Annotated in this window: 22 protein-coding genes and 5 pseudogenes; 16 read left to right on the top strand and 11 right to left on the bottom strand. The window is 59.4% G+C overall.

What is annotated here, in order from left to right; genetic code table 11:
* Positions 1 to 105 precede the first annotated feature (105 nt).
* Together ACVDG8_RS12090 and ACVDG8_RS12085 are read left to right on the top strand one after the other, a co-directional pair.
* Positions 106 to 1,350 (top strand): site-specific integrase, encoded by a 1,245-nt coding sequence (locus tag ACVDG8_RS12090; RefSeq protein WP_447254923.1) that lies wholly within the window; start codon positions 106 to 108, stop codon positions 1,348 to 1,350.
* Entirely contained in the window at positions 1,347 to 2,186 is an 840-nt protein-coding gene (locus ACVDG8_RS12085; protein ID WP_447254922.1) for a tyrosine-type recombinase/integrase, read from the top strand. Before ACVDG8_RS12090 ends, ACVDG8_RS12085 begins: the two co-directional genes overlap by 4 nt.
* Here the strand turns inward: ACVDG8_RS12085 and ACVDG8_RS12080 are convergent, their stop codons facing one another.
* From ACVDG8_RS12080 to ACVDG8_RS12060, 5 genes are all read right to left on the bottom strand, one after another.
* Complete coding sequence (locus ACVDG8_RS12080) at positions 2,187 to 3,185, bottom strand: tyrosine-type recombinase/integrase (RefSeq protein ID WP_455707826.1); 999 nt, start codon at positions 3,183 to 3,185, stop codon at positions 2,187 to 2,189.
* Positions 3,182 to 4,120: a tyrosine-type recombinase/integrase gene (locus tag ACVDG8_RS12075; RefSeq protein ID WP_447254919.1), complete on the bottom strand. Its 939-nt coding sequence runs from the start codon at positions 4,118 to 4,120 to the stop codon at positions 3,182 to 3,184. The genes ACVDG8_RS12080 and ACVDG8_RS12075 overlap by 4 nt, the downstream gene beginning before the upstream one ends.
* Positions 4,117 to 5,340 (bottom strand): tyrosine-type recombinase/integrase, encoded by a 1,224-nt coding sequence (locus ACVDG8_RS12070; RefSeq protein WP_447254918.1) that lies wholly within the window; start codon positions 5,338 to 5,340, stop codon positions 4,117 to 4,119. The genes ACVDG8_RS12075 and ACVDG8_RS12070 overlap by 4 nt, the downstream gene beginning before the upstream one ends.
* A gap of 107 nt (positions 5,341 to 5,447) precedes the next feature.
* Entirely contained in the window at positions 5,448 to 6,230 is a 783-nt protein-coding gene (locus ACVDG8_RS12065; protein WP_447254917.1) for a tyrosine-type recombinase/integrase, read from the bottom strand.
* Positions 6,227 to 7,468, bottom strand: a complete 1,242-nt coding sequence (locus tag ACVDG8_RS12060) for a site-specific integrase (RefSeq protein WP_447254916.1) — start codon at positions 7,466 to 7,468, stop codon at positions 6,227 to 6,229. Before ACVDG8_RS12060 ends, ACVDG8_RS12065 begins: the two co-directional genes overlap by 4 nt.
* A gap of 124 nt (positions 7,469 to 7,592) precedes the next feature.
* Between ACVDG8_RS12060 and ACVDG8_RS12055 the strand changes: the two are divergent.
* Positions 7,593 to 7,735 (top strand): annotated as a pseudogene (locus ACVDG8_RS12055) (transposase domain-containing protein); the annotation flags it as partial.
* A gap of 48 nt (positions 7,736 to 7,783) precedes the next feature.
* Here the strand turns inward: ACVDG8_RS12055 and virG are convergent.
* A pseudogene (gene virG / locus ACVDG8_RS12050) lies at positions 7,784 to 8,511 on the bottom strand (two-component system response regulator VirG).
* Between the two features lie 454 nt (positions 8,512 to 8,965).
* On the opposite strand from virG, the gene ACVDG8_RS12045 reads away from it, so the two are divergent.
* From ACVDG8_RS12045 to virB11, 11 genes and pseudogenes are all read left to right on the top strand, one after another.
* Entirely contained in the window at positions 8,966 to 9,748 is a 783-nt protein-coding gene (locus tag ACVDG8_RS12045; RefSeq protein ID WP_447254914.1) for a type IV secretion system lytic transglycosylase VirB1, read from the top strand.
* 74 nt (positions 9,749 to 9,822) lie between these two features.
* Positions 9,823 to 10,128: a pilin major subunit VirB2 gene (gene virB2 / locus ACVDG8_RS12040; protein WP_411908931.1), complete on the top strand. Its 306-nt coding sequence runs from the start codon at positions 9,823 to 9,825 to the stop codon at positions 10,126 to 10,128.
* Positions 10,128 to 10,454: a type IV secretion system protein VirB3 gene (locus ACVDG8_RS12035; RefSeq protein WP_447254913.1), complete on the top strand. Its 327-nt coding sequence runs from the start codon at positions 10,128 to 10,130 to the stop codon at positions 10,452 to 10,454. The genes virB2 and ACVDG8_RS12035 overlap by 1 nt, the downstream gene beginning before the upstream one ends.
* On the top strand, positions 10,454 to 12,823 hold the full coding sequence (virB4, locus tag ACVDG8_RS12030) for a type IV secretion/conjugal transfer ATPase VirB4 (RefSeq protein WP_447254912.1): 2,370 nt from the start codon (positions 10,454 to 10,456) through the stop codon (positions 12,821 to 12,823). The genes ACVDG8_RS12035 and virB4 overlap by 1 nt, the downstream gene beginning before the upstream one ends.
* Before the next feature lie 9 nt (positions 12,824 to 12,832).
* Positions 12,833 to 13,510 carry a type IV secretion system protein VirB5 gene (locus ACVDG8_RS12025; protein ID WP_455707825.1) on the top strand — a complete coding sequence of 226 codons (678 nt, stop codon included), beginning with the start codon at positions 12,833 to 12,835 and terminating at the stop codon, positions 13,508 to 13,510.
* Between the two features lie 58 nt (positions 13,511 to 13,568).
* Positions 13,569 to 14,456 carry a type IV secretion system protein gene (locus ACVDG8_RS12020; protein ID WP_447254910.1) on the top strand — a complete coding sequence of 296 codons (888 nt, stop codon included), beginning with the start codon at positions 13,569 to 13,571 and terminating at the stop codon, positions 14,454 to 14,456.
* Between the two features lie 22 nt (positions 14,457 to 14,478).
* A complete protein-coding gene (locus tag ACVDG8_RS12015) occupies positions 14,479 to 14,637 on the top strand; it encodes a type IV secretion system lipoprotein VirB7 (RefSeq protein ID WP_447254909.1) in 159 nt (52 codons plus the stop codon).
* Positions 14,634 to 15,347: a type IV secretion system protein VirB8 gene (locus ACVDG8_RS12010; protein ID WP_447254908.1), complete on the top strand. Its 714-nt coding sequence runs from the start codon at positions 14,634 to 14,636 to the stop codon at positions 15,345 to 15,347. Before ACVDG8_RS12015 ends, ACVDG8_RS12010 begins: the two co-directional genes overlap by 4 nt.
* Positions 15,344 to 16,224 (top strand): annotated as a pseudogene (locus tag ACVDG8_RS12005) (TrbG/VirB9 family P-type conjugative transfer protein). The gene ACVDG8_RS12010 and the pseudogene ACVDG8_RS12005 overlap by 4 nt, the downstream one beginning before the upstream one ends.
* Complete coding sequence (gene virB10, locus ACVDG8_RS12000) at positions 16,221 to 17,369, top strand: type IV secretion system protein VirB10 (protein ID WP_447254907.1); 1,149 nt, start codon at positions 16,221 to 16,223, stop codon at positions 17,367 to 17,369. The pseudogene ACVDG8_RS12005 and the gene virB10 overlap by 4 nt, the downstream one beginning before the upstream one ends.
* Complete coding sequence (gene virB11, locus ACVDG8_RS11995; protein ID WP_447254906.1) at positions 17,353 to 18,393, top strand: P-type DNA transfer ATPase VirB11; 1,041 nt, start codon at positions 17,353 to 17,355, stop codon at positions 18,391 to 18,393. The genes virB10 and virB11 overlap by 17 nt, the downstream gene beginning before the upstream one ends.
* 117 nt (positions 18,394 to 18,510) lie before the next feature.
* On the opposite strand, the gene ACVDG8_RS11990 is transcribed toward virB11, so the two are convergent.
* From ACVDG8_RS11990 to ACVDG8_RS11975, 4 genes and pseudogenes are all read right to left on the bottom strand, one after another.
* Entirely contained in the window at positions 18,511 to 20,436 is a 1,926-nt protein-coding gene (locus tag ACVDG8_RS11990; protein WP_455707709.1) for an ATP-binding protein, read from the bottom strand.
* A complete protein-coding gene (locus ACVDG8_RS11985; protein WP_455707708.1) occupies positions 20,415 to 20,975 on the bottom strand; it encodes a hypothetical protein in 561 nt (186 codons plus the stop codon). The genes ACVDG8_RS11990 and ACVDG8_RS11985 overlap by 22 nt, the downstream gene beginning before the upstream one ends.
* 180 nt (positions 20,976 to 21,155) lie before the next feature.
* On the bottom strand, positions 21,156 to 21,908 hold the full coding sequence (locus ACVDG8_RS11980; RefSeq protein ID WP_447254904.1) for a carbonic anhydrase: 753 nt from the start codon (positions 21,906 to 21,908) through the stop codon (positions 21,156 to 21,158).
* A 950-nt stretch (positions 21,909 to 22,858) separates the two neighbouring features.
* Positions 22,859 to 24,012 (bottom strand): annotated as a pseudogene (locus ACVDG8_RS11975) (porin).
* 770 nt (positions 24,013 to 24,782) lie between these two features.
* On the opposite strand from ACVDG8_RS11975, the gene ACVDG8_RS11970 reads away from it, so the two are divergent.
* Both ACVDG8_RS11970 and ACVDG8_RS11965 read left to right on the top strand, forming a co-directional pair.
* Positions 24,783 to 25,115 carry a helix-turn-helix domain-containing protein gene (locus ACVDG8_RS11970; RefSeq protein ID WP_447254902.1) on the top strand — a complete coding sequence of 111 codons (333 nt, stop codon included), beginning with the start codon at positions 24,783 to 24,785 and terminating at the stop codon, positions 25,113 to 25,115.
* Positions 25,116 to 25,222: 107 nt separating this feature from the next.
* Positions 25,223 to 25,473, top strand: a pseudogene (locus tag ACVDG8_RS11965) (IS1 family transposase); the annotation flags it as partial.
* A 202-nt stretch (positions 25,474 to 25,675) separates the two neighbouring features.
* On the opposite strand, the gene ACVDG8_RS11960 reads toward ACVDG8_RS11965, so the two are convergent.
* Positions 25,676 to 25,861, bottom strand: a complete 186-nt coding sequence (locus ACVDG8_RS11960) for a hypothetical protein (protein ID WP_447254901.1) — start codon at positions 25,859 to 25,861, stop codon at positions 25,676 to 25,678.
* Positions 25,862 to 25,913 lie beyond the last annotated feature (52 nt).

Raw genomic sequence — 25,913 nt, 5'->3', positions numbered from 1 at the left:
ACGTTCGGGATGCGAGCGGATGCCGGGCATCCCGCAGCAGGCCGGGCGACCGTAGGTTTACATAATCCTGATCTCCTCTGCGCGCCAACCGTAGAGGAGATCGTCATGAACCAAATCAATCTGCAGCCGGCGCCCCGTCAGTGGCTTGAGAACAGCCCGTTGGGGCCATTCTCGGAGCGCTATCTTGAGCACCTGGGCCGTGCCTGCTATGCGCCCAGCACCGCACGTGTTTATCTGTGCTGCATTGCCCATTTCGCCCACTGGATCTCGGCCGAACGGCTCGCGTTAGAGTCCATAGGCGAAGCCGCGCGAGTTCGGTTTATCAGCGAGCATCTTCCCGTCTGTGACTGCCCTTATCCGGCCCGTCGCTTGCCGCACGAACTCAGGGCGGCCATCACGCATTTGCTTGCAGTGCTGCGTGCCGAAGGCGCCATTCCCGCAGCTACCGCACACATCACACATAGCGGGGAATTGGCGGCATTCCGGGCCTACATGCGCGATGTCGGCGGGTTAGCCGTCAGCACACGAGCGAGGCGCGAGCGGATTCTTCGAGGCTTTCTTGAGGAACAGTTTCCGGAAGGGGAGATCTCTATCGCCGGCCTTGAGCCGGCGCGTGTGAGACGCTTCATCCTCGGCGAACTGCAGGGCTGGACGACCGCCACCATTCGCATTGTTGGGGGTGCGATCAGCTGCTATCTCCGGTTTCGGCAGATGATGGGCGACAACGTTCAGCATCTACTCGGCGCAATCCCTCGCGTTGCATGCTGGCGGCTGAGCAGCTTGCCGGATGTGCTTTCCGACACGCAGATTGAGATTCTGCTCGCTTCATTCGATAAGGATTTCCCGTCGCGCCGGAGGGCCTACGCCATGGTCCGGTGCCTGACCGATCTTGGGCTCCGAACCAGTGAGGTTGTGCAACTGCAGCTCGGCGATATCGATTGGCGGCAGGGTACGATCCGCATTTCCCGGTCAAAGGGCCGGCGTTTCGACGTCCTTCCCTTGCCGCCCGAGACGGGTGACGCGATCGCTGCGTATCTGAGGCATGAACGTCCACCGAGCACGAACCGCGCAATATTCGTCCGCCACGTCGCGCCCTACGACCTGCCGATCCAAAAAGACGTTGTAAGGCGCGCCGGTTTCGCCGCCTACAAACGTTGCGGCTGGTCTCAGACACGCGTTCATATCCTCCGGCACAGCGTCGCCAGCCGCATGCTGAACGCTGGTGTGCCCATGAAGCAGATCGCCGACATCCTGCGCCATCGGAGCATCGACACCTCCATGATCTACACGAAGGTCGACCTTCAGCGGCTCGCGGCGGTCGCTATGCCGTGGCCGGGGAGTGTGGCATGAGCCGGTCGCTGACCATGCAGGCGCGGATCGACGCCTATCTTGTGGAGCGACGTCACCTTGGATTCTCGCTCGAGACCTCTGGCATAATGCTGCGGTCGTTCGCTCGCTTCGCCGATCTGTCCGGCCATCGTGGCCCGCTGACGACGACGCTCGTGGTCGCTTGGGTTCAAAGGGAGGCGCGGAACGCGACGCCAGCCTCCTGGGCGCGCCGCCTCGAAGTGCTGCGGCCCTTTGCCGAGCATGAGAGACGTCTCGACCCACGCAACGAGCTTCCCGCAAGCAGCATGTTCGGCAAAGCGCACCAGCGCCGGACGCCACATATCTACACCGACCAAGAGATCGTCGCGCTGCTGCAGGCGGCGCGGCGGCTGCAGCCGCAACACTCCATTCGACCGGCAACATACGAGACCATGTTGGGGCTGATCGCAGCCACGGGATTGCGGATTTCCGAGGCACTCAAGCTCCGATGCGGCGACGTCGATATTGCCGGCCGATGTCTGACCGTGCGCATGACCAAGTTCACCAAGTCAAGGCACGTGCCATTTGATGCCAGCGTCGCGGCTGCGCTCTCGCGCTATGTGGCAATCCGCGCCCGCTACGCTCCGGCCGAGTCGGATGCATCTTTCTTCGTCGGCGCCTCAGGGCAAGTGCCGTCCAAGCGGCAGGTCCATTGGACATTCCAGCAGTTGCGTCGGGACGCAAATATTGTTGCTCGTGGGGCCTATGACGAGGTTCGCATTCACGATCTGCGCCATAACTCCGAGTGCCGGATTATTCCGAGTAGCGACCGGGAGGCCAAAGAGTGCGGGCGATCTGTGGCTGTTGGGTCGGCATAATCAGAGGCTCTTCAGGAATGCAAGGAGATGGTCGTCGGGCTTGTAGCGGCCCAACCGGATGTCGGCCGTGTCGGTCTTCGCCAGAGCTTGCTCCTTGAGCTTCATGTCGGCCTGAAGATAGATGGCGGTGGTTTCGACCGACTCGTGGCCCAGCCACAGAGCAATGACAGAGCGGTCGACGCCGTGCTGGAGCAGGTCCATTGCCAGGGTATGCCTCAGCACATGCGGCGTTACGTGCTTGCTGGCCAGCGATGGGCAGTGGCGACGTGCGACGGCGAGGTGCTTGTTCAGCAGGTATTGAAGTGCGTCGTGACTCAATGACGTGCCGCTTATCGTCGGGAAGGCAGGATCGGCGCTCCGCCCGTGTCGCTCGACAAGCCAGGCACGCAGCACCGTGACCGTATCCTTGCGAAGCGGGGTGTTGCGGAGTTTTCGGCCCTTTCCCTGGCATTGCACATAGGCGGCCGGGCCGAGGACAATGTCCTCGCAGCGAAAGCCGACGATTTCGGCAGCACGCAGGCCGGTTTGCACGGCCAGCAACAGAAGCGCCCGGTCACGGCGCCCGATCCAACTGCTGAGGTCGGGAGCGGCGAGCAAGGCGGCCACTTCGACGCTGGTGAGGAAGGCGACCGGCCGGCGAACATAACGCTTGCTCGGGATGGCGAGCACGCGCTGAGCCAATGCGCTGTGTTCCGGCGCATGCAAGGCCACATAGCGGAAGAAGGAATGGATGGCGGCAAGACGGACATTGCGGCTCCTGGCGGTGTTGTCGCGGTCGCGTTCGAGATGGTCGAGGAAGGCGCCGAGGAACGCGGTGTCGAGATCCGGCAAGGTGACGTGCGAGGCCCCCTTGCGTAGCTGCCGCTGGGCATAGGCCAGCAGCAGGCAGAAGGTATCGCGGTAGCTCGCCAGCGTATGCGGGCTTGCTTGTCGTTGTCTGATGAGGCGATCGGTGAAGAAGGCCTCAAGAAGAGCGGGGAACGTTGGGGCGGCGCTCATGGGCGGGATTCCGGCTGAGATTGTTCCGCCCGCAGCAGCGCCTGCTGCAGCAGCTCCGGCGTTGCCGTCAAATACCAATAGGTGTCGGTGATGTGGGCATGGCCGAGATAGGTCGCCAACTCGGGCAGGTGGCGTTCGACATCGACGCCGTTGCGATACCAGCGCAGCAATGTTGTCACGGCCAGTCGGTGGCGAAGGTCGTGCAGGCGTGGCCCGCGGGAGTCATTGGCGCCGCGGAGGCCGACCTCGCGCGACAGCATGACGAACGTCCACCGCACGGCCCATTCGGTTAAACGCGTCCCGCGTTCGGAAAGGAAGAAGCTGGCGCTCAGCGGATTCGGGCATGACCGGTCTCGGCTGGCCGCATAGATTTTGAGCGCCTGTTGCGTCGAGGGGTGAAGCGGCACATAGCGCGACTTGCCGAACTTCGTGTCGCGAACCGTCAGGACGCCATCAACGAGATCGGTGTCGTCGCGATCGAGACGCAACGGTTCGTTACAGCGCATGCCGGTCGCAGCGTACAAGCCGAAGAGCGTGGCATACGTCTGGGGGCGAAGGCCGACTGTCGACGGCAAGCGTTTTGCCGCGTCGATCAGTCGGATGATCTCTTCGTCGCGATAAATATAGGGGGACGATGGCCGACGATACCGGTGAGGAAGAAGGTCGGGCGGCGGCACGACGGTCCCCGGGTCAATGGCGCTGCAATAGCGCGCGAACCGGCGAACCATCGCCAACCGGTTGGCCCACTGGGCGGGCTGTGCCTCTGCCGGCTGCATGGCCCAGGCCAGGGCAATCTCGGTGGTGATGAAGGTGGCGCCGGAAGATTCGGCAAAGACAACGAAGCGCTGCAGCAACCGTCCGGAAAGAAGCAGCTTATGGCCGAGGGCGCGGCGCGCGGCCAGATACGCTTCGAGCGCTGCTTGCAACGCGCTCATGATGCGACTCCTGGCCAGGGTAGCGCAATGGGACGCAACGCCGCGATGTCGACTTTGGCATAGATCTGCGTCGTGTTCGGCTGGCTGTGGCGGAGAAGTTGACCGATTTCAACGAGCGAGGCGCCGCGGCGCAGCAGATCGGTGGCGAGTGAGTGACGCAACAGGTGCGCACCCTTGAACGCCGGCGTCAGACCGGCGCGCTTGAGCGCACGATGGACGATGCAGCAAATAGTCGACGGGCTGACAAAACTCCGTCTGGGCGCCTTTATGCGAATGAAGACGCGGCGTGTTGAGCAAACAGGCCGATCCTGCCGCAGATAGTCGACCAAGGCGGCACCGACATCCGCCGGCAGTGGCAGCCGCGCCAGCCGTTGACCCTTGCCATGCACGACGATCTCGCCGCAATCCCAGTCGAGATCGTCCAGGGTCAGGGCTGAGACTTCGCCACCCCGTAAGCCGAGGCGCGCGAGCAGCATCAGAACCGCGTAGTCCCTGCGGCCGGCCGGTGTTCTCCTGTCGCAAGACGCAAGGAGCCGTTCGACCTGTTCGGCAGGCAGCGCCTTCGGCAGGTGTGCCAAGCGCCAGCTGGCGATCCCAGGCACCGCAACAGCGAGATCGGCGGCAAGCAACCCGCGTTGCTGGAGGAAGCGCAGAAACGAACGCAGCGCCGTGACCGCCAACTTGGCGCGGCCGGGCGAACCGGCCTGGGCTCGCCGCACGATGAACCGATGAACGTCGCCCACTCGCAGTCGGTCAAAATCCGGATCGTTGCCCCCAAACTGTTCGTCCAGGAATCCACGAACAATCGGCAGATAGTTCGTCAATGTCGATGCCGAGAGACCACGCTCGGTGCGCAGGAATTCCCCAAATGCGTCGATCAGCTTACCCTTGGCGCTCGTATCGACCTCTGGCAGCGGCACCGGCACGCCGCCCGTGTCGCGCAGATATCGTAGCAACTGCCGAATGGTCCAAGCATCGCCACGCCTCGGGCGCAGACCAAGTTCCGTCAGAAATCGATCGGCGTGCTCTTCCCCGAGCAGGTCCAGTGGAACATCCTGCCTCGCCAGCCAAGCGCTGAAACCGGCCAGGAGCTTCATCTTCTCCCGAACAGTCGCTTTGGCGTATCCCTGGCCATCAAGCAGAGCCTCGAAGCCATCCTGGTGGCTCTCCAATCGGCCTATCCAGCGATCTTTGTGTAGCGCCTCATTCAGATCAAGCATCGTCTGTCTCCCTATAGCGTGGGAAGTCCACGCTCAGAAAGAGCAGCCAAATAATGCCGAGCAATCAACGGCTGACGCTGATCCAATCACTTCCAATCATTAGAAAATTACGCCGCAGCGATGGCGTCACTCGGAATAATCCGGCACTCGGAGTTATGACGAAGATCGTGAATCCGCGGACCATTGCGCTGCCCCCGCTGCCGCAGACCGATCTGTCGCGAGAGCTGCCAGAACACCCGGTGCACGTATTGGTGCAGCAATCTGCCGCCCTGCTCGGCCACAAAGAAATAGGGGCTACGAGGCGCGACGAGATGCGCGTCGCGTCGCGCGGCATAGTCCGACAGCACGGCGACCGTCGTGGCATGGAGCGGGACCAGCCGCGACTTGCCGAACTCCGTCTCCCGAATGGTGAGGATACCTTGGTCGAGATCGACGTCGTCTCGGCGCAGGTCGAGCGCTTCGGAATGGCGTAGCCCGGCGACCGCAATCAATCCGAACAGGCAATGATATGTCCAGCGACGCAGCGCGTTGGCCGGCGGCAGCGACAGTGCCGCCGCCAGAAGCGCCGTGATCTCAGCATCGGTATAGATGTAAGGCTTTGCACGCCGCGCCGGCGGCACAGCGTCTTGAGGTGGCACTTCCGTCATGGGGTCGAAATGAGCGAGGTGCTGAGCGAAGCAGCGCACATCGGTCAGGCGGATGGACCAACTCGGTTGTCGGCCGATCAACGTCACCCACTTCATCGCCAGCGCCGTGGTGACGGTCTCGGCGCCGCGAGCCTCCATAAAGGTGACGAAATCCGACAACCGTCGAGCGGGGCCATGATACTTGTATCCCAATCCCTGGCGCATGCCCACATAGCGCTCGAGCGCTGTTCGAAGACGGCTCATTGGACACCTCCCGGCCAGGGCAGGCTCAGTTCGCGCACCTTCTCGATGTCGAGCTTGGCATAGATCCTTGTGCTGTCGATGCTCCGGTGACGAAGCAACTGGCCGATCTCGGCAAAGCTGGCCCCCGACCGCAGCAGGTCGGTCGCAAGGCTGTGGCGGAAGAGGTGCGCGCCGTGGTGCGCATAGCCGTGAATACCCGCCCGCTCGAGGGCCTCCGTCGCGATCATCGTGATGGCGCAGCCTGAGGCAAAGCCGACGTGCGGAGCAAGCATTCGCAGAAATAACCGGCGACACGGTGAAGCCGGTCGCCCATGCCGGATGTAGGCGACGATAGCCGCACCGACATCGTGGCGTAGCGGCATCATCGCTTGCCGCCGTCCCTTGCCATGGACGAGGACACTGCCCGACTGCCAATAGATATCATCAAGACTGAGCGCGGCAACCTCGCTGGCGCGCAAGCCCAGCTTGGCCAGCGCCATCAAAACCGCATAGTCGCGAAGGCCCATTGCCGTGGTCCGATCGCAGGCATCGAGAACCATCTGAACCTTCTGTGGTGGCAGGAAGGTTGGTAGGCCAGCAAGCCGCCAGCGACGGATCGACGGCACACAATCGGCCAAGGCCACCGAAATGAAGCCCTTCAGATGCAAATAGCGCAGGAAGGCGCGCACCACCCCGCACATCGCCTTGCCGCTGTCGGCGGAGCCATCGAGAGCATGTCGCTCGACATAACCGATGACGATCTCCGGGGTGAGCGCTGCAAACCCATCTGCGCCAGCCGGACAGACCTCCTGCAGAAATCGGCGCGAGAGCAGCTTGTGGCTTTCCACCGTCGAGGCGGCGAGCCCTCTCTCATTCGTGAGGTAAGCCGCGAACACATCAACAATCTGCTCGTACTCCGTGCGCTCAATCGGAAGGGCGGTTGGTATCAAACCTTCTTGCCGTAACGCGGCAAGCAAGCGCCGGAGCGCCGATCGGTCGCCCGAATCGATGCTCCAGTGTTTGGAACGGTGCTCAAGAAACCGCTCAACATGAACTTCGCTTAAATCCTGGAGATCGTGCCCGTTGCCGACATGCCAGTCTCTCAGCTCACGAAATAGGCTTAGCGATCGCCAGGTGCATTGCCGACCGAAGCCTTCGTCCGACAATCTGCCCGCATAAACGCGTGCAAACTCGCCAAATGGCCCGTGGATCAGCTTCCGATACAGTGTGCTGTGTTGCAGATAGTCACTTGCGTTCATGTGTCCTCTCCTTCGCGTCTATTGCGACGGAGAGAGCCTAAGCTATGCCGATCCAGCTACCGCTACGTTGAGGAAAGTGTTGGTAAAGACTTGCTCACTCGGCATAGTTCGGCGGTCGGCATAAACCCGCAAGCTCAATGGTGTCCAGCCACGCGGCTGTCTCGCCGACGTCCTCACCAGCATCGACAACAGCCATCCCAACAGCCGGATCGACGACCTGCGCCTTGGGCGGATACCCCGGCGCCCGAGCTAAAGGCCGTGGCCTGAGAACACCGCTTGATCAGCCTCATCAGCCAATCGCCAGAATCGCCCCTGTCACGCGGCCAAGGTGCCTCCGTAGCTCACGTCTACGTCAGCGTTGAAGAAGTACCCCGCACCACGACACGTCTTGACCAGGCGAGGATTGGCCGCATCAGCCTCGAGCTTTCGGCGCAAGCGCAAGATCAGGACATCGATACTTCGATCGTAGACCTCTTCTCCACGCACACGGCTCGCGAGCAAAAGCCGTTCTCTGGATAGAACGCTGCGGGGGTTCTCCAGGAACGCGATCAAGAGATTGAACTCACATGCGGTAAGCTTGACCTCGCCACGCTCTGCACAGATCAGCCGCCGCTGCTTGACGCTGAGCTTCCACGGGCTCCAAACCGGAATGAGCGATGATCTTTCGTTCGCGGATTGGAAATGCGCTGGCGGAGCGCTACGCGAATGCGGGCCAGGAACTCGCGCAGCCCGAAAGGCTTGGGAATGAAATCGGTTGCGCCGAGCTCCAGTGCAACGACTTTTTCGGCCTCATCGAGCCGGTCGCCGCTGATCACTATGATGGGCAAATCCGATCTCGTCGCCAGCTTGCGGACGATCGCAAGCCCGTCCTCCCGGCCCAGGTTGAGGTCAACAACCACGAGGTCGACTGGCTCATGGGATAGAACGTGGTTGAACTGCTTGCTATCGTTGACTGCGGTCACCTTCAAGGCATGCATCATGAGATACTCGGCGATGAGGCGCCGCATTGCGGCATCATCGTCAATGACAAGAACATGTTTCAACGGCTCACCTTCAATCTTGAATCCCCTTCAGTCCAAAGCTGTTGCCGAGCAACCTTCTGGCACGGACGCACAACAGCTATCCCTTGCTACCACGCGCCGTTGCGTGCGGCCAATGTAGGGCCGTTGCTCGTCCTGTTCTTTTCATCCACAGCCAATTGACCGCATCAAGGCGGTCCGCGGCGACCAGACGGATCCAAGCGCCGGCATGACCCTGCCGTGGCGTCCTTCGCTTCAGGACTCGTCATACCAAGATGCTTTGGATGTCGTGGCTGATCGGGCCCGCCACCCCGCGGATGCGCAAGATGCTCACCGACGCTGACACGAACAAGGTCTTTGTTTCAGTTGAAGCCGAAATGCTGAACTTGAACATCACGCAGTAACAAACCTCCCCGATAAGCGCGTGCCGGACAGGGCCAGAACCTGTCGGGCGGCTTGGAAAGGTAGGTGATAGGGAATGTTTATTGCAGTTTGGCCGCTGGCCATCGCCCTGTTGACATCCATGTCACTCACAGCCGAGCCCGCGCCACTTTCGCCCCGTGAGTTTCACCGCCTATCGCGCAAATGCGCTCCATGGGTTGCGCCGTCCACCCTTGCCGCGATTGCCAAGATTGAAAGTGGCTTTGAAACGCTGGTGGCTCATGACAACACCACAGGTGAGCAGCTTCGCTGGGTAGACCACCTGCAAGCCACGCGCGGCATCAAGGACCGACTCGAAGCACAACATTCCGTCGATGTTGGGTTGATGCAGATAAACAGCAAGAACTTTCCCATGCTCAATCTCACGCCGGAAAAGGCTTTCGAGCCCTGCGCCTCGCTTTCGGCCGCCGCCCACTTGCTTGAAAGCCGGTATGCCGGCGGCACGACTGCTCCGGCGCAGCAGCTGGCGCTTCGCCGTGCCATCTCGGCCTACAACACGGGCGACGTCACGCGTGGCTTTGCCAACGGTTATGTACGCAAGGTCGAGTCGGCCGCAAAGGACATCTCAAGCCACCTTGAGGCAACGCAGGAGCCGACCGCCCAAGATGCGCAACACCTTGAGGCACCCGGTCGGAAAGCCGTGCCGCCTCTGCTCCAACAGAACCAAAAGGCCAACCGAAAGCAGCCCCGCCAAAATTCCTGGGACATCTGGGGCTCCTATCAGACAAACCGCTCCGGGGCCGATCCCTCCGATCCGACAGACAGCCAGGCTGCGGATGAGCGGGAACCCTCGAACCCGAACAAACTCGTATTCGAATGAAACATGGAGATACAATGATGAAGCCACTCAAAATACTTCGTGCGCTTAAAACGCGTGTTCCTTCACCTTTTTCCATGCTGCGCATGGCGGCTGAATATGCACCGGCCGCTGCTGCGGGCGTGGCGTGGACGGTCTTCTCCAGCGGGCCGGCCGCGGCCCAGGTGACCGGAGGGACGGATCCTGCCAAGATGGTCCAGAATATCTGCACCTTCATACTTGGTCCCTTCGGACAATCACTGGCCGTGCTCGGCCTCGTGGCCATCGGCATCTCCTGGATGTTCGGTCGTGCTTCACTTGGCCTGGTTGCGGGTGTCGTTGGAGGAATCGTCATCATGTTTGGCGCCAGCTTCTTGGGCAAGGCGCTCATAGGCGCTGGCTGATGAGCGACCGGCTGGAAGTGAGCACCCTCTATGTGGCGGCGACACGCCCCGCACTGGTTCTGGGGGTGCCGCTGACCCTGGCCGGAGCGCTCATGATGTTGGCGGGACTCATCATCATCATCCTTAAGAACCCGCTCTATGAAGTCGTGCTCGTGCCACTCTGGTTCGGAGCACGGCTGATTGTTGAGCGTGATTATAATGCCGCAAGCGTCGCGTTCCTCTATTTGCAGACCGCCGGCAGAAGCGTGGACGGGCAGGTCTGGGGCGGCGCGAGCGTCAGCGCCAATCCGATTAGAGTGCCGAAACGCGGAAGAGGAATGGTGTAATGTTTGGCGCCAGTGGCCGGACCGAGAGATCTGGCGAGATCTACCTTCCGTATGTCGGTCATCTAAGCGATCAGGTTGTCCTTCTGGAGGACGGATCGATCATGGCCATGGCACATGTGAACGGGCTGCCGTTTGATCTGGAAGACGCTGAGATGCGCAACTCGCGCTGCCGCGCGTTCAACACTCTCTTGCGTAACATCGCCGATGACAATGTCACGCTGTACGCGCATCTTGTGCGAAACAACGATGTGCCGGAGCCGGCCTCGCGCCAGTTTCAAAGTGCATTCGCTGGCAGTCTGAGCGAGGCGTATGAGAGCCGTGTGCTGTCGGGCAAGCTCTTTCGCAACGATCACTTCCTCACTGTCGTCGTGTTCCCTCGCACCGCAATCGGCAAGGTCGGCTGGCGTATTGCCAAATCGTCCAGACGCAATGACAACGATCTGGCCACACAAATGCGAAGCCTGGAGGACCTCTGGCAGATCATTGCTGGCTCACTGGGCGGTTACGGTCTGCGCCGGTTGGGCATTCGTGAGAAAGGCAACGTGCTGTTCACGGAGATCGGCGAGGCGCTTCGGCTGATAATGACGTGCCGGTTTCTTCCGGTTCCAATGGTTACCGGCTCGCTTGGCGCCTCGATCTACACGGACCAGGTCATCTGCGGGAAGCGGGCGCTTGAGATTCGACGGCCCGGGGCTAGCTCCGTGGGATCATTGTTTTCGTTCCGTGAATATCCCGCGACCACGCGCCCGGGCATGCTTAACCCGTTGCTGTCGGCCAACTTCCCGCTTGTGCTCAGCCAGAGCTTTTCCTTCCTCACTCGGCCACAAGCTCATGCGAAGCTTAGCCTTAAGTCCAGCCAGATGACGAGCGCTGGCGACAAGGCTCTCACCCAGATCAATGAACTTGCCGAGGCAGAGGACGCACTGGCAAGCAACGAGTTCGTCATGGGTTCGCATCATCTGAGCCTGTGCGTCTATGCCGAGAGCCTCAACAGCCTTGCAGATCGCGCAGCCAATGCGCGCGCAAGGCTGGCCGACGCGGGCGCGGTTATCGTCCAGGAGGGCATCGGCATGGAGGCCGCGTACTGGTCTCAACTTCCGGGGAACAACAGATGGCGCACACGTCCCGGGGCGATCACCTCGCACAATTTTGCCGGGCTTGTGTCATTTGAGAACTTCCCAAGCGGTTCCGCTTCCGGCCACTGGGGCAAAGCTGTTGCGCGCTTTCGCACGAACGGTGGAACTTCTTTCGACTACATCCCCCATGAGAATGACGTCGGCATGACGGCGATATTTGGGCCCGTCGGCAAAGGCAAGACGACGCTGATGACCTTTATCCTCGCGATGCTTGAGCAAAGCGTGGTCGATCGCGATGGTGCCATCGTCTTTTTCGACAAGGACCGGGGTGGCGAACTGCTGGTGCGAGCCACGGGAGGGACATATCTAGCATTGCGCAGAGGCGCTCCGAGCGGCCTGGCCCCTCTGCGCGGACTGGACAACACCTCTGCCTCGTTGGACTTTCTGCGCGAATGGTTGATCGCCCTGATCGAGAGTGACGGCCGTGGTCCGATCTCGCCGGAGGAAAGCCGTCGGCTGGAACGCGGCATTGTTCGTCAACTTTCGTTCGAACCCGTCATGCGCTCAATTGCGGGCCTGCGCGAATTCCTGCTGCACGGCCCGTCCGAGGGCGCCGGCGCGCGGCTGCAGCGGTGGTGTAGAGGGAATGCGCTCGGATGGGCCTTTGACGGCGATGTCGACGAAGTAAGGCTTGATGCCTCAATTACCGGCTTCGACATGACGCAGCTCTTGGAATTTGAGGAGGTCTGTGCGCCGGCCGCCGCATATCTTCTGCACCGCGTGGGCGCTGTTGTCGATGGGCGCCGGTTCGTCATGAGCTGCGACGAATTTCGCTTCTATCTGCTCAACCCGCAATTCTCGGCTGTTATCGACAAGTTCTTGCTCACCGTCCGCAAGAACAACGGCATGTTGATACTCGCAACGCAGCAGCCTGAACACGTGCTTGAATCGCCGCTCGGAGCCAGCCTCGTTGCACAATGCATGACCAAGATCTTCTATCCATCACCGACGGCCGACCGGGCCGCTTATGTCGATGGCTTGAAATGCACCACGCAGGAGTTCGAGGCAATCCGACACGGAATGGCAATTGGCAGCCGCAAGTTCTTGCTCAAGCGCGACAGCGGGAGTGTTGTTTGCGAATTCGATCTTGGCCAGATGCGCGAGTATGTAGCCGTACTCTCGGGGCGGGCCAACACCGTGCGCTTTGCCGACCAGCTTCGTGACCAGCACGGAGATGCCCCAAGTGCGTGGCTCGACAAGTTCATGGCTCGTTACCACGAAGTTCAAGACTGACGGAGGAATATTCATGAGATTTGCCAAGCTTGCAGCGCTGCTTCCTTTCTGCTTAGCACACAGGCCCGGGCGCAATTGGCCGTCTTCGACCCGGCGGTACTAACACAAGCAGGCTTAACAGCGGGTTCCACTGCGAAGATCCTTGTAACGTCGGCCCAGACGCTCGCTACGACCATCGAAATGGTGGAGATATTAAAGTCGTCATTTGCTGTAACGGGACTGCTGAGCACACTGAACCAAGGAAATCACTACCCGTCGAGCAAAACGCTGGAGGGGCAGATGTTTGATGCTCGGGCGCCAGTTTCGAACATGGCGCGTAACATTGTGCAGGACCCAACTCGGAGAGTCACCGGCACAGATGCAGAAGGGAAATTGTTAGAGGGGCAAATCGCTGGTGCCGCCAATGCCGCAGCTCTTGCAGCCGACACTCTGGACATAATGGACAAGCGCCTTAAGGCTAACGACAACACGCCTGGTCAGCTTTCCAGCTCGAGGAATATTGTGCAGGCCACCGTGACCAACGGTCTGGTCCTCAAGCAGATTCACGATGCGATGATCCAAAATGTCGAGGCCACGAGTCTGCTGACGATGGCCACTGCACAAGGCAGCCTTCACGCCGTGGAGGAGGCCGTCACGCAGCGTCGCGAACGCCAGGACACCGCCAAGCTATTTAGCCCCCTCCCGTGAACCACGCACAGTTCATCCGGCTCAACTGCGCTGATCAGGGACAAATCAGGCTCACGCCATGAATTTCAAAATTCCCGCGCCATTCACGACTATACACGCCATCTTTGATGGGGCCTTTAAGGCCGGGCTGCACACAATGCTTGAAAACATCCAAGAGGCGGTCAGTGCGCCTCTGGTTGCGTGTGTCACGCTTTGGATAATAATCCAAGGCTGTCTGGTCATGCGTGGTCAAGTCGATGCGCGCGGGGGCATATCGCGCGTGATCATGGTCTCGATTGTCGTTGCCCTTATCTTAGGCCAGGCCAACTACCAGCAGTACATTGAAGTGCTCTTCGACGAGACGATTCCCAAGTTTGCCAACGAGATCAGTGGCAGCGACTTGCCCTTCCTCGGGATTGCCCAGAAGCTCGATATCATGTTTGCTACGAGCCAGTATGCCTTTCAGCTGATTGCTGCCGAAATCGGGCCTATGAACGGCCAGGACATACTTGCTTTCGAGGGAGCGCAATGGATTTTCTACGGCGCGCTGTGGACAGCGTTCGAGATCTACGATGCCGTTGGAATTCTGACGAAGGTGCTCCTGACGATCGGCCCGCTGGTCCTTGTAGGCTACCTGTTCGATCACACTCGAGACATAGCCACCAGATGGATCGGCCAACTGCTCTCGTACGGGCTGCTGCTTCTCCTCCTCAACATCGTCGCAACGATCGTTATCGGTGCCGAAGCAGTCTCGCTGGCAGCCATTCTTGTGGTGATCAAGCTGGCGAACACGACGGCAGCCAAGATCATCGGGCTTTACGAGCTCGACATGCTTTTCCTGGCTGGTGACGCTCTCATCGTCGCGCTTCCGACGATCGCAAGCGCCATCGCCGGCGGCTCCTGGGGAGGGGCCAACCGATCTCTTAACAGCCTCAATCGCCACTTTGCCAAGACGGCGGGTGGTTAATCAATCAACCGGTGCCAAGAACATGAAACGTTATCTACTGTTGTCACTCCTCGCTTTGGCGGCCTGCAAGACAACCGATCGGCTTGCGACCTGCACGGGTGCGCCATTCCAGCTGAACGCGGGACAATGGGAAACCACCCCTGAGGATCTTCAGGTCGAGTGTGCGGAAGAGCCCAAGTGAAATTTCCTGAACATGCCCTTCTGGTGGAAAGAGAAACGCTAGCCGCCCACTACAAGAAGGTGGAAGCGTTTCAAACGTCACGAGCGAAGTCTGCGCGGCGGCTATCAAAGGCCCTGATAGCCTTTGCCGCAGCGGCGGTCCTAGGAAATGTGGCCCAGGCATTTACGATCGCTGCCATGGTCCCGTTGGCCAAGCTCGTACCTGTGTTCCTCTGGGTACGGCCGGATGGAACCGTTGACAGCGAAGTGGCAATCTCTCGACTGCCGGCAACCCAAGATCGAGCCGTCATAGATGCTTCCCTGTGGGAATATGTACGCCTGCGCGAAGGCTACACAGCAGATACAGCCCAATATGCCTATGACCTCGTATCGAGTTTCAGCGCACCTTCTGTGCAACAGCAATATCAGGATTTCTTCAACTATCCCAATCCCACCTCGCCGCAAATCACGGTTGGCAAGCGCGGCAAGCTGGAGGTCGGGCATATTTCCTCAAATGACCTCAGTCCGGACGTTCAGCAGATCCGATACAAACGTTCGCTTGTTATCGATGGGCAGATGCCGATCGTGACCACCTGGACAGCCACCATCCGCTACGAGCGCTTGACGGGTCTGCCCGGGCAATCGAGGCTCACCAATCCGGGAGGTCTACTCGTCACCTCCTATCAAGCCTCGGAAGATTCCGTATCGAACCTGGGCAACGTGCAGCCATGACAAAAAGAGCATTTCTCGCGCTGGCCTGTTCACTATTGCTAACGATGGAAGCGTGCGCGGAAGACACGCCACTTGCCGGCAAGCATGATGCGCGGATGCGCTACCTGGCTTACCGTCCCGACGAAGTGGTGCGCCTATCGACCGCAGTGGGGGCAACGCTGGTTGTCACATTCGCGGCCAATGAGACCGTCGCAGCCGTGGCCGTTTCCAACAGCAAAGACCTGGCTGCGCTTCCGCGTGCCAACTATCTTTTTTCAAGGCTAGCCGGATGCTGCCGCCGCAGCCGGTGATCGTGCTGGCCGAGAGCGAGTCCGGTACGCGCAGATACGTCTTCAGTATTTCAACGAAAGCTATGCCTAAACTCGATGAGCGGCAACCAGACCTATACTATAGTGTGCAGTTCACCTATCCTGCTGATGAGGCTGCTGCTCAGAGAAAGGAGGCAGCAAGGCGCTCGATACTTGGGCAGGCCAGGGCGAAAGTGCTGCAAGACGAGAAAGTTCAGGATCTGTTGAATCGGCCCGCCGCAACTGCCAGTCCGGACGAAAGCAATTTTCACTACGTCGCAAAGGGCGATCGATCGCTGGCGCCACTGGAAGTTTTTGATAATGGCTTTACGACCGTATTTGGCTTCGCAGGCAATTCCCGCATACCTTCCCTCTACATTATCAATCCCGACGGCAAGGAAGCCGCTGCCAATTACACGGTCAAAGGGGACTATGTTGAAGTTTCCGCGGTGGCCCGGGAATGGCGACTGAGAGATGGCAAAACGGTCTTGTCCATTTTCAACAGAGCTTATGATCCTGTGGGACGAGCGCCAGCGAGCGGTACAGTGACACCCGACGTGTGGCGCGTTTTGAAAGGCTCGGGCCGATGAGTGAAACCGGCCCACAGGCGGGACATGATGTCCATGCATCATCGATGGTTGCGGAGCCGGCCCGCCGGCATCTATCGGGATTGCAGAAGTTGGCCGTCGCTGCTCTTGTTCTCATCTCATCTCTATCGCTCATATGGCTCGGAGGTCGCCCTAGCGCACAAGACGAACCATCTCAGCCAAAACCGCCAATTGTCGCCAACGCCGAGCCATTCCGCTCCGTGCCGATTGAGATTGCTCCCGAACCTCCAGCACCCGTACAGGCGGCGCAGGTGGCAGATCCTGCGCCATCCTCGCCTTCCACGCCGGCCCCACCGGCGCCGGCTGATCCGCCGCCGGAGGAAACACCAATTTTCGCCTACAGCGGCAGCGGTCAAACGCCAAATGACGATCAGCGAAGCCAAGACAACCATAAGGATGCACCGGCGACCACGGATGAGATTTCAATCGATGGCGATCTGTCAGGCCGATTGAAGCCGGATGTACAGGAGCCGAGCCGGGCCACACTTTTGCCACACCCTGATCTCGTGATTACTCAAGGAACGATCATTCCCTGCATTTTGCAAACGGCGATCGACACAAATTTGCCCGGCTATGTGAAGTGCGTCTTACCTAAAGCCGTCCGCGGCGCCACCAACAATGTCGTGCTCTTGGATCGCGGGACGACCGTGATTGGCGAGATCCAGAGCGGTCTCCAGCAGGGTGATGCGCGTGTCTTCGTGCTGTGGACGCGCATCGAAACAACTGACCATGCCCTGGTTTCGATAGCATCGCCGGGTGCTGACGAGCTCGGCCGCTCCGGAATGCCTGGCACGGTGGACAATCACTTCCGGGAACGCTTTGGCGGAGCGATTCTCATGAGCGTCATCCAGGGCGCGTTTCAGGCGGCCGGTCAATATGCCGCCGGCTCTGGCGGAGGAAGCGGCAGCAACAGCTTCCAGAGCAGTGGTGGACAAGCCGTCGAGACGACACTGAGATCGACGGTCAACATTCCGCCAACCCTGAAGAAAAACCAGGGAGATGCCGTATCCATCTTTGTGGCTCGGGACCTCGATTTCTCGGATGTATACGATCTTAGAGCGACTGCTGTGGCGCCATCCCCGCAACATCGCGAACGCAGGAGAGACAACAATGCAATCGGAGGCTGATCCTCAATTGCGTTTGCTTCTCGAGCCCGTTCTGAAATGGCTTGAGGAGCCAAAGACCGAGGAGGTCGCTATCAACCGGCCTGGGGAAGCCTTTGTCCGACAGGCCGGCGTTTTCACGAAACATCCGCTACCGCTGTCTTATGACGATCTGGAAGACATCGCGATCCTCGCTGGAGCGCTGCGCAAGCAAGATGTCGGACCGCAAAGCCCCCTCTGTGCGACTGAGCTGCCGAACGGAGAGCGGTTGCAGATCTGTTTGCCGCCCGCTGTTCCCTCAGGAACAATAAGCCTGACGATACGGCGTCCCTCAAGTCGTGTGACCGAACTCAAGGAAGTTTCTTCTCGCTACGAACACTCGCGTTGGAATCAATGGCGGTCACGAAAAGAGCGCCAGGAGCGGCAGGACGAAACGATTCTTCAGCACTACGACCATGGTGACTTGGAGCAATTTTTGCGGGCCTGCGTTTGCGGGCGGCTCACCATGCTGCTTTGTGGGCCTACTGGAAGCGGCAAAACGACAATGAGCAAGACTTTGATCGACGCTATACCCCCGCAAGAGAGGTTGATTAGTATCGAAGACACGCTCGAGCTTGCAATCCCGCACGAGAATCATGTCCGGTTACTCTATCCGAAAGACAGGACAGGCGTAGGCGCGGTGACAGCCGAGCAACTGTTGCAGGCCAGCTTGCGCATGCGCCCTGATCGAATATTGCTCGGCGAGATGCGCGATGATGCTGCTTGGGCTTACCTTAGCGAAGTCGTCTCCGGCCATGCGGGATCAATATCAACCATCCACGGGGCTGATCCGGTCCAAGGCTTCAAGAAGCTCTTTTCACTCGTCAAGAGCAGTGCACAAGGAGCCGCTGTGGAAGACCGCACGCTTCTTGACATGCTCTCGGCTGCCGTTGACGTCATTGTCCCGTTCCGTACCCAAGGAGAAGTCTATGAGGTGGGAGAAGTATGGCTCGCCGCCGATGCCCGGCGACGGGGAGAGACAGTAGCCGACCTTCTCAACAAGCACTAAGGCTGAAACAGCGTCTCGGGATCGATAGGTCGGTGATGTGACGCGTCGCTTTGTTCTGCGTCGATGCCTTTTGAGAGGCCTTCCCGGATTGCTTGAGGCACGAGCAAGCCGGCAGCATCATGCCATCATCATGGTACGAACGGCATGCCCCATTGACCGCGACGGGACCGGCTTGGATAGCCAAAGGACGAAGGCCTGATCATCAGGTGTGACCGGTATGGGGTCGATTTCACCGACGACTATGACAGGCACCGTCATGAGGATGGGGCATACGGAGCCGGCCTGTCCTCGCTCCAGGAAAGGCATTTTACCCAGGATCAGCAGGTCAGCTGCCTTGCCGCTCTCGATCCACTCGCAAAGACCTTCGAAGGTCGCGAAGCCGACCGGCTCATAACCCAGCGCGGCGATCCGGTCGGTGTAGATCTCCAACTCTGCTGGATTGGGCTCCACGACTGCAACGATTTCTCCGTTGCCAAGTGATCCGTCGTACCGACCGAAAGCGATGTCTGCGCTGACTGCCTCCTCCTCGGAGGCCGGCAGGTAGATGTCAAAGCGCGTACCTCGGCCAATAGCCGAGGTGACGTCAAGGCATCCTGCGAGCGCGCTCACGTGCCTGTCAACCGCGGCAAGACCAAGCCCGGTCCCGCCGACACGAGAGCGTGTCGTAAAAAAGGGCTCAAAGACATGCGGAAGTATCGAACTTGCAATTCCTGGGCCATTGTCGCTGATGGATATGAGAACGTAATCTCCAGGTCTCAAGGTTCCCTGAGCCAGCGGCTTGGTGTGGCGCACCTGGGCGCGAGAAACGCTAACCTCGACACGGCCCTCGTGCACGAAAGCCTCAGATGCGTTTTTGCACAGATTCATGAGGATCTGCTGTATCTCCGTTGGGCTGCCGTCGACCACGGTTTGCCACTGGTTGATCTTGAAGTTCAACTGAACATCCGTACGAACTGTGACCCGCAGCAATGGCGCAAGATCCATAAGAAGTTCAGAGACGTTGAAAGGCACTGCCACGCGCTGTCGGTTTCGGCTGAGTGACAAGATCTGGTCGACGATCAGCTTGGCTCGGTGTCCAGCTAAGATGATTTGGTCGATGTGATTCCGAATTCTGGAGGGGCGACGCACAAGGCTTTGAGCAATCTCTGAATAGCCGATTATTGCTCCTAAAATATTGTTGAACTCATGTGTGGCGCCGCTTGCGATCGTGCCGACCGTCCTCAGCCTTTCCACATGCTCCCATCGACTCACCAGAAGGTCGCGTTCGGCATTTACACGTCGCACCTCAAGATGATTGCCCAAACGCACAATAGCACTGGCAAGAACCCGCAGTTCGTCTGCTGAGGGGAGCGAGCGGGTTCGTTCAAAAACAAGGAGGCAAACCACAACCTGCTGATCGGAAGCTCTGCAAGCAACAATTTGACAAACACCGGAAAGCGGTAGGGCGGTCGAAACCATCTCAGCCGCCGGAACGACGCGAAACACTGGCCGTCCGGCGCGCACAAGTGAAACGACTTCAGCAATGAGCGGCACGTTCCAGACGGGTGCGTACGTGTTCGCCACAAAGCACTCAGTATGCCTGCTGAGAGTCGGATCTACCAGGGCAAGCGCGCATTGATCCGCACCGAAAACGCGTTGAACGGCTCTGAGTGCTTCTTCGGTGGAAAAGCGCGCCGAGGTGTCCTTTGCTTTACTTTCGTTGAGGCGAGTTTCGATCTCACGCATTGCCTCTTCAAGCTCCAACCGCCTTTTCAGCCGGTTCGTCCGCAGATGCTGCCTGGAGGACCGAATGATCGCGAACAAGCAGAGGCACGTGGACACCAAACCGAAGAAAAGTCGCGTGCGCTGCGCTCGCGCGCCGGCCAGGCTGTAGCCGTCCAGATGCTCTCGCTCCAGTTCGGCAGCCGTGGAGAACGTGTCCGGAGATGCGATCTGATCGGCAGCTTGGTCCAACCTCCATGAAGAAGAAAGGGCAGCGCCAGCCTTGCTCAGAACGAGCTTGGGTTCAGCCGAAAACACGATCAGCATCGAAAGTTCAACCATGCCCGAGGGTGCCCCCCAAGGCGACCAATCGAGCGAGCTAGGTGTGCAAGACAGCTTTTTATGAGTTGATTTTGTTCGACCAAGGCTGAGACGGCAGCCTTTTTGCTTTCGATCGAGTTTATGAGCTGCGCGAGCAATCTGGTTTGCCGGGAACTCTCATCGGGCGAAATCTCGAGAGCGCCTTGCAAGTTTTCACGATTCTTTTGCAATGCCTGTCCGGTAGAAGCAACCGAACGGGAGTCCAATGCCATATCCATCCTGGCGAAGCGGGCGATGTCGCGCCGGAGCAATGCGTCGTTGATCTGAATCGTTCGCAGCTGGCTTAGGATCGCGTCATCGATTTTCGGGGGCTGCCCCTGCGTCCCGACCAAGAACGCAATCGAGGCGGCTAGGGCGATCATAATTGCCTTGTCGGGATTGAGCCATGTTTCCCAAGGAAACGGCGTTTGATCCGCGATGCACCCCTTGCGAAGGTCCGACATGAATTCCAGTTCATGGGTTCGGTATGCGGCCGGATGCTGCTGGAACAGGAAAGCCACGCCTACCTCTCCCCCTTATGAGAACGGCTTAACACCGTTACTGAACCTGGTCCTGGTCCGCTCCATGGCGAATATGACCGCCCAAAGGGCCTACGCGACACGGAGCACATCCTTACGATCTTGAAAGCAGATCAATATGACGCGCAGGCGGTGCTTCGACCTCTCACAACGGCAGGGGCCTCAGCTTAGGCCTAGGATGAAGCGCCGATTGGGTGTGCGGATAGGGCGCGCGTTTCCGGGATACAGCGAGGTAAATCGCTCTATATCTGCTGGGTCGACATCAACCGGTTCCGTCGCCACCATCCAGTCGACGTTTTCCGTGCATGGCGGCGTCGTCAAAGATCCTTCATACGTCCAGTAGCCTAGCGAAGCCGGCAGAAGCTCATTCGGGTCTACGTGATCGACGGCTGCCTCTTCGCCGGACCTTGCAGGAAATACGGCAGCAAGCCTGGCAAAACTGGCATTTGGGGCCCCTGGCGTCAGAAACACGGCCAGAACACCCACAGTATCGCTGTTGCGGTCCTTATGGACAAAATGCGCTTCCATCGGGAAGCTCTTGCCTGCTACGTGGTGCTCGCTTGGTGCATGGAAATGGAACTGTAGCAGCTCATAGACACGGTCCCCTCGAGTGAGCGTGCCGCCTTGCGGCAGGTTGATCTGAATGGTGTGGCCGTTGTTCACCATCCTGCCGCCGCCGCTGCGCCAACCTATGGCGATGTGCGGAATATCCGCTTTGACCGCGCCCCTGATATCGACCGGCGACTGCTGCATGCCCGCCGAGCAGACCAAATTCGCCTTGTCCAGATGCCCCCATTGTTCGGGGCCCACCGGGCCGGCATATCCCCATTGCGTGCTGTCCGCCCGCGCGGCTTCAGCGCAAATGGGACACGCGCCGAGTGCAACGAATCCTTTGATCAGATTACGACGGTGCATATTGCTGTGGCTCCTGCTGAACACTTCAATTTAGCGTGGCATGGGAACTGCGCGCGCAGCTGTGATGTGGCGACAGGGGCCAAACAGTTCGGTACGCCACCATCGCGGCCTCAGGGCGGCCGATGGTCCCGCGCACGGTCGTGCTCGCCGGCCACATGCGCTTGTGGCGGCTATTTCCCCCGGTAGAGGGTGGCCCCAGCTGCCCGGCAGTATCCATGCTCATTGTCCCCACGACCGCCATTGGCCGTTCGGTTGCAGATCACATTGGCAACTCCACCGAATGGCGGCACCCGGGCCGCACTGGACAAGCGATTCCATGCAACAACTCCGATGGCCCCACCACGCCAACTGACGCGTCATATTCATCATCGGACAGCCAGAGAAATCGATTGGTTCGATAAAGAGCATCCATGACGTGGATGCATACATCGCCCAACCCGCGGTGCTGCTTGGGACCCGGCTCGGGATCGGAGGGCCGCCATATCCCGGCGACAATCACGCGGCTGAGAACTAGGCGAGGTGGCACGAAATTGGACTAGACCTTATGCTGTCACGCGTTCCATCCGGACCAAAGGCTTGCGAGCCTGGGCATTCGGCTGCGATTGAGATCGGGTTGCCCTGAAGGCGGCCCAAACAGAAAAATTCTCACTGATGTTGCGACGACGCCCGCCGAAACTGATCCTGAACCCCTGAAGAAGGTTCGAGTGACTGGACGAAATGTCCAGGTGTTTCTCAGCCCTCTTGCGTCGTGCTCTCGATATCGGCAGCTTCGTCGCAATGGTAGTAGCACAACAGGGATGCAGATCGATGTCGCGAACCAGCTGTTGAGTTTGCTGAGCGCTCTATGGGAGTCTCGCCGAGGAGGAGTCGGGGCATGATCGTGCGGGACGGCATCTTGAAGGGCCAGACACCGAGGCGCCCGTCGGGCGCCGACGTTCAGATTCATTCCGTTAGAACGAGCTTTGGAATCGCAGAACGCCGCCGAGGCTGTCCGCTTTGCCGACGTTAGCCGGGTTCGTGCCGGAAGGGCCGACGGGAGTGAGCTTGGCGTAGTCGGCATAATCGAGTTCGGCTGTGATTGTGAAACCTGGAATGGCCGTATAGGCGATGTTTGCAGCCAGTCCGCAGTTGCTGAGCTGATCAGCTGAGACCTGGAGGTTCAACGACGTTTTCTCGTCGAAGCTGTAAGTGGCCCCTACCCACAAAGCCCAGTCGCCGCTCCAATTCTTGTAGAAGCTGCGACCATGAGCGGCGATTGCCTTGGTTGGGTCGTCGTTGAGATTGCCAGGGAGCCGTAGCCGAACATACCGAATAGCGACAGGTCATCTGTGACGTTGAGGTCGATGCGGACCTTGCCGGCCAAAGCGTTGTAGTTGCTGTCACGAGCGATTAGGCCGGTGATCGCGCCGCCGGCCTGCGTCTGTCTCATGCCTAAGACGACGTGGGGAACATGGCCGTCAAGAGAACCGACCTCACCCGCCCCTTGTTCAAGTGAAACCAGAGCTGAAAACCCAGTGTCGGAATCTAAATAGTACTGAGCTACGTTGGTGTCGAATTCGCCATACGGAACGAGTGCGTTGTTGAGGACGTTCCCGGCGTATCCTGCAAACGTGTCGAAGGCCGAGTCGTCCTTCCCGACACGCAGGCCACCAAGCTGGATCCAGGCGGAAGACAACTTGGCGCCGCTGTTGAGGGCATGGTTCTGAGCAATGTCCGGACCCGGATAGGCATTGCGGTTGCCGAAGTTCACGCGGCTTTCAGTATAGGTCTTAAGTGGTCCGATTTCGGTCTCCTGGTCCGTCCAAGTCTTAAACGTGAGACGCGTGTTGCTTCCCCAGGTCGGCCGAACTTCCCCGGTTCTCGCAGTGGACGTGGCTGCCCCCACATGCGAACGGACACCGCCCAGGCCGACGTCGTAACGGACGTAGCCGCCGACGCGCAGGCAGGTGTCGGTGTTGGGGACATGGAAATAGCCCGGACCGTAGACGTCGCAGATCTGGACGTATTCGGTCCGGTCCAACGCGGAGATTTCGTCCGCCGCGCGCGCCGCCGAAACCGAGATCAGGGCCGCAACCGAGCCGAGAAGAAGACTGCATACCTTCATTCTGGATCTCCATTCAAAAAGGTGATCGCGCTCTTCTTTGCAATCTGAGGAATGCGGAATACCCGCTGAATAGGTGAGTAGCCGTCTAGTCGCATAAGGGATCGACATCTTGTCTGGCGCAAAGTGCGACATACGGAAGACGCGCTTTGCCGGGCGGTCTTCTGCCCGACGAAGTGAGAGTCGAGTCCGGCTGAAACAGACTGTCACAACTCTATTGCCCGCCCCGCTATGCTTCCACATGGCTGTTCGGCCAGACTCTTGCGACACACCGGAGGGGCAGCCCTAGTGCATCCATCGCCATGGTCTTCTCCGCTGTTCGTGGGCTGGCCGTCTGTGTTCCATGCGGACCAGCAAGCGACGTGCCAATTCTGACCAGCTGGCTCGCGACATTTAAATTCGCCACTGCTGCTTGAAGTTGGGACAACTTCCATGTTTGGAACGTGACGTCTTTGGTTCCATGCCGACAGCTTTTGTTCGCTATGAAAGGTCACGACAGCGTGCGTGCCCGCTCACGGCGAGCAATCTGGAATCGAGCCAAGCATGGCCCGCTCGGTTCGCACCGGCACATGCGCATTCGCGGCAAAGTTGACCGTCCGCAGTTCACCCAATCCGAATGCGGATTGGGTGATGCATGCTCACGGGATTTGCGCGGCTGGTACAGGACGATATCTCTTGGGGGGCGGACACAGTCTGGCCAACTCTCGACAGATCCGGCTTCGGGCTTATATAAACGGCCTAAAATGGGTTAAGGTCGTTTTTATGAGACAAGAATGCGCTCGACGGTGACCGATACATTGCCTCCCAGAGTCAAGCGGGCGCTCGGCAAGCTGGGCGCCGACATCGCGCTCGCCCGTAAAAAGCGCAGTCTCACCGTAATGATGATGGCGGAACGACTCGGCATCGCAAAGAGCACCTATCTGAAGATCGAAAAAGGAGAGCCGACAGTCGCTATGGGTGCTTACGCCATGACCTTTTTTGTTCTGGGCTTTGACGAGGCTCTGACTAAAATCATCGACGCCCAGCGCGACGAACAAGGCCTGCTCCTCGACGCCGAACGTTTGCCCAAAAGGGTAAGGGTACGGAAATCGACCGGTGCAACATGAGACGTTTCACCTCGGCGAGGAAGCGAGGTCACTGGGCACGGGCTTCGCGCGAGAGCGCTCGTCACTGGCCATCAATTCCATCGAAAGAGCGGCGACGAATCCGTGTTCCACAACGCGCTGGCTACACCTGGACTTGGACGGCCGTTGGTGCCGACACAAGCTTGTCAAGCGTGGCTTGTCGGCGGGCGCCACAGTGAATACGCGATGGGCTTCATGGACGATCTTCGCGCCGCCTCGGCAATCGCGTCCAGCTGACCAGCGACGGTCACCGGCCTATCTGGAGGATGTTGAAGGTGCATTCGGCGGAGACGTTGACTTCGCTATGCTGATCAAGCTCTACGGCGCTTCGCCTGAAAGCGCCGTTCTCGAAGTCGGTCGAGGCTCAGGACAATTCGTTGCCCTGCACTTCATGTACTACAATTTCGTGCGCTTCCATGCTTCGCTGCGCGTGACCCGGGCGCTGGAGTGGCTGGCAAGCTTTGGAGAGAGGCGATATCATTGCGCTGATCGAAGCCGAAAGGCCTACAGTTCGCGACTCCTACAAGCAGAACATTGCCTCGCTATCTGCCCTTCACAGCGTCCTTGACTATCGAGAGCTTCGGCCCGTGAGCTTCCCGGATGATCTTGGCGGCTTCGTCTCTGGTGATGCCGACCTTGCGGGCATAGTAGGCGGCCTCCGCTTTAAGCCCGTCCTCTAACGCCGCATCAATCGCCTGCTTTGCCTTCTGCTTCGCCTTCTTTGCCATAAAGCGAATCATAGCACATCGCGGGACTTGGCTGAATGGTCGCAGCGCGCGA

The organism is Mesorhizobium sp. ORM8.1 (genome assembly GCF_053005525.2).
The sequence above is the reverse complement of the archived record's forward strand: the minus strand, read 5'-3'. Positions and strand labels throughout refer to the sequence as shown.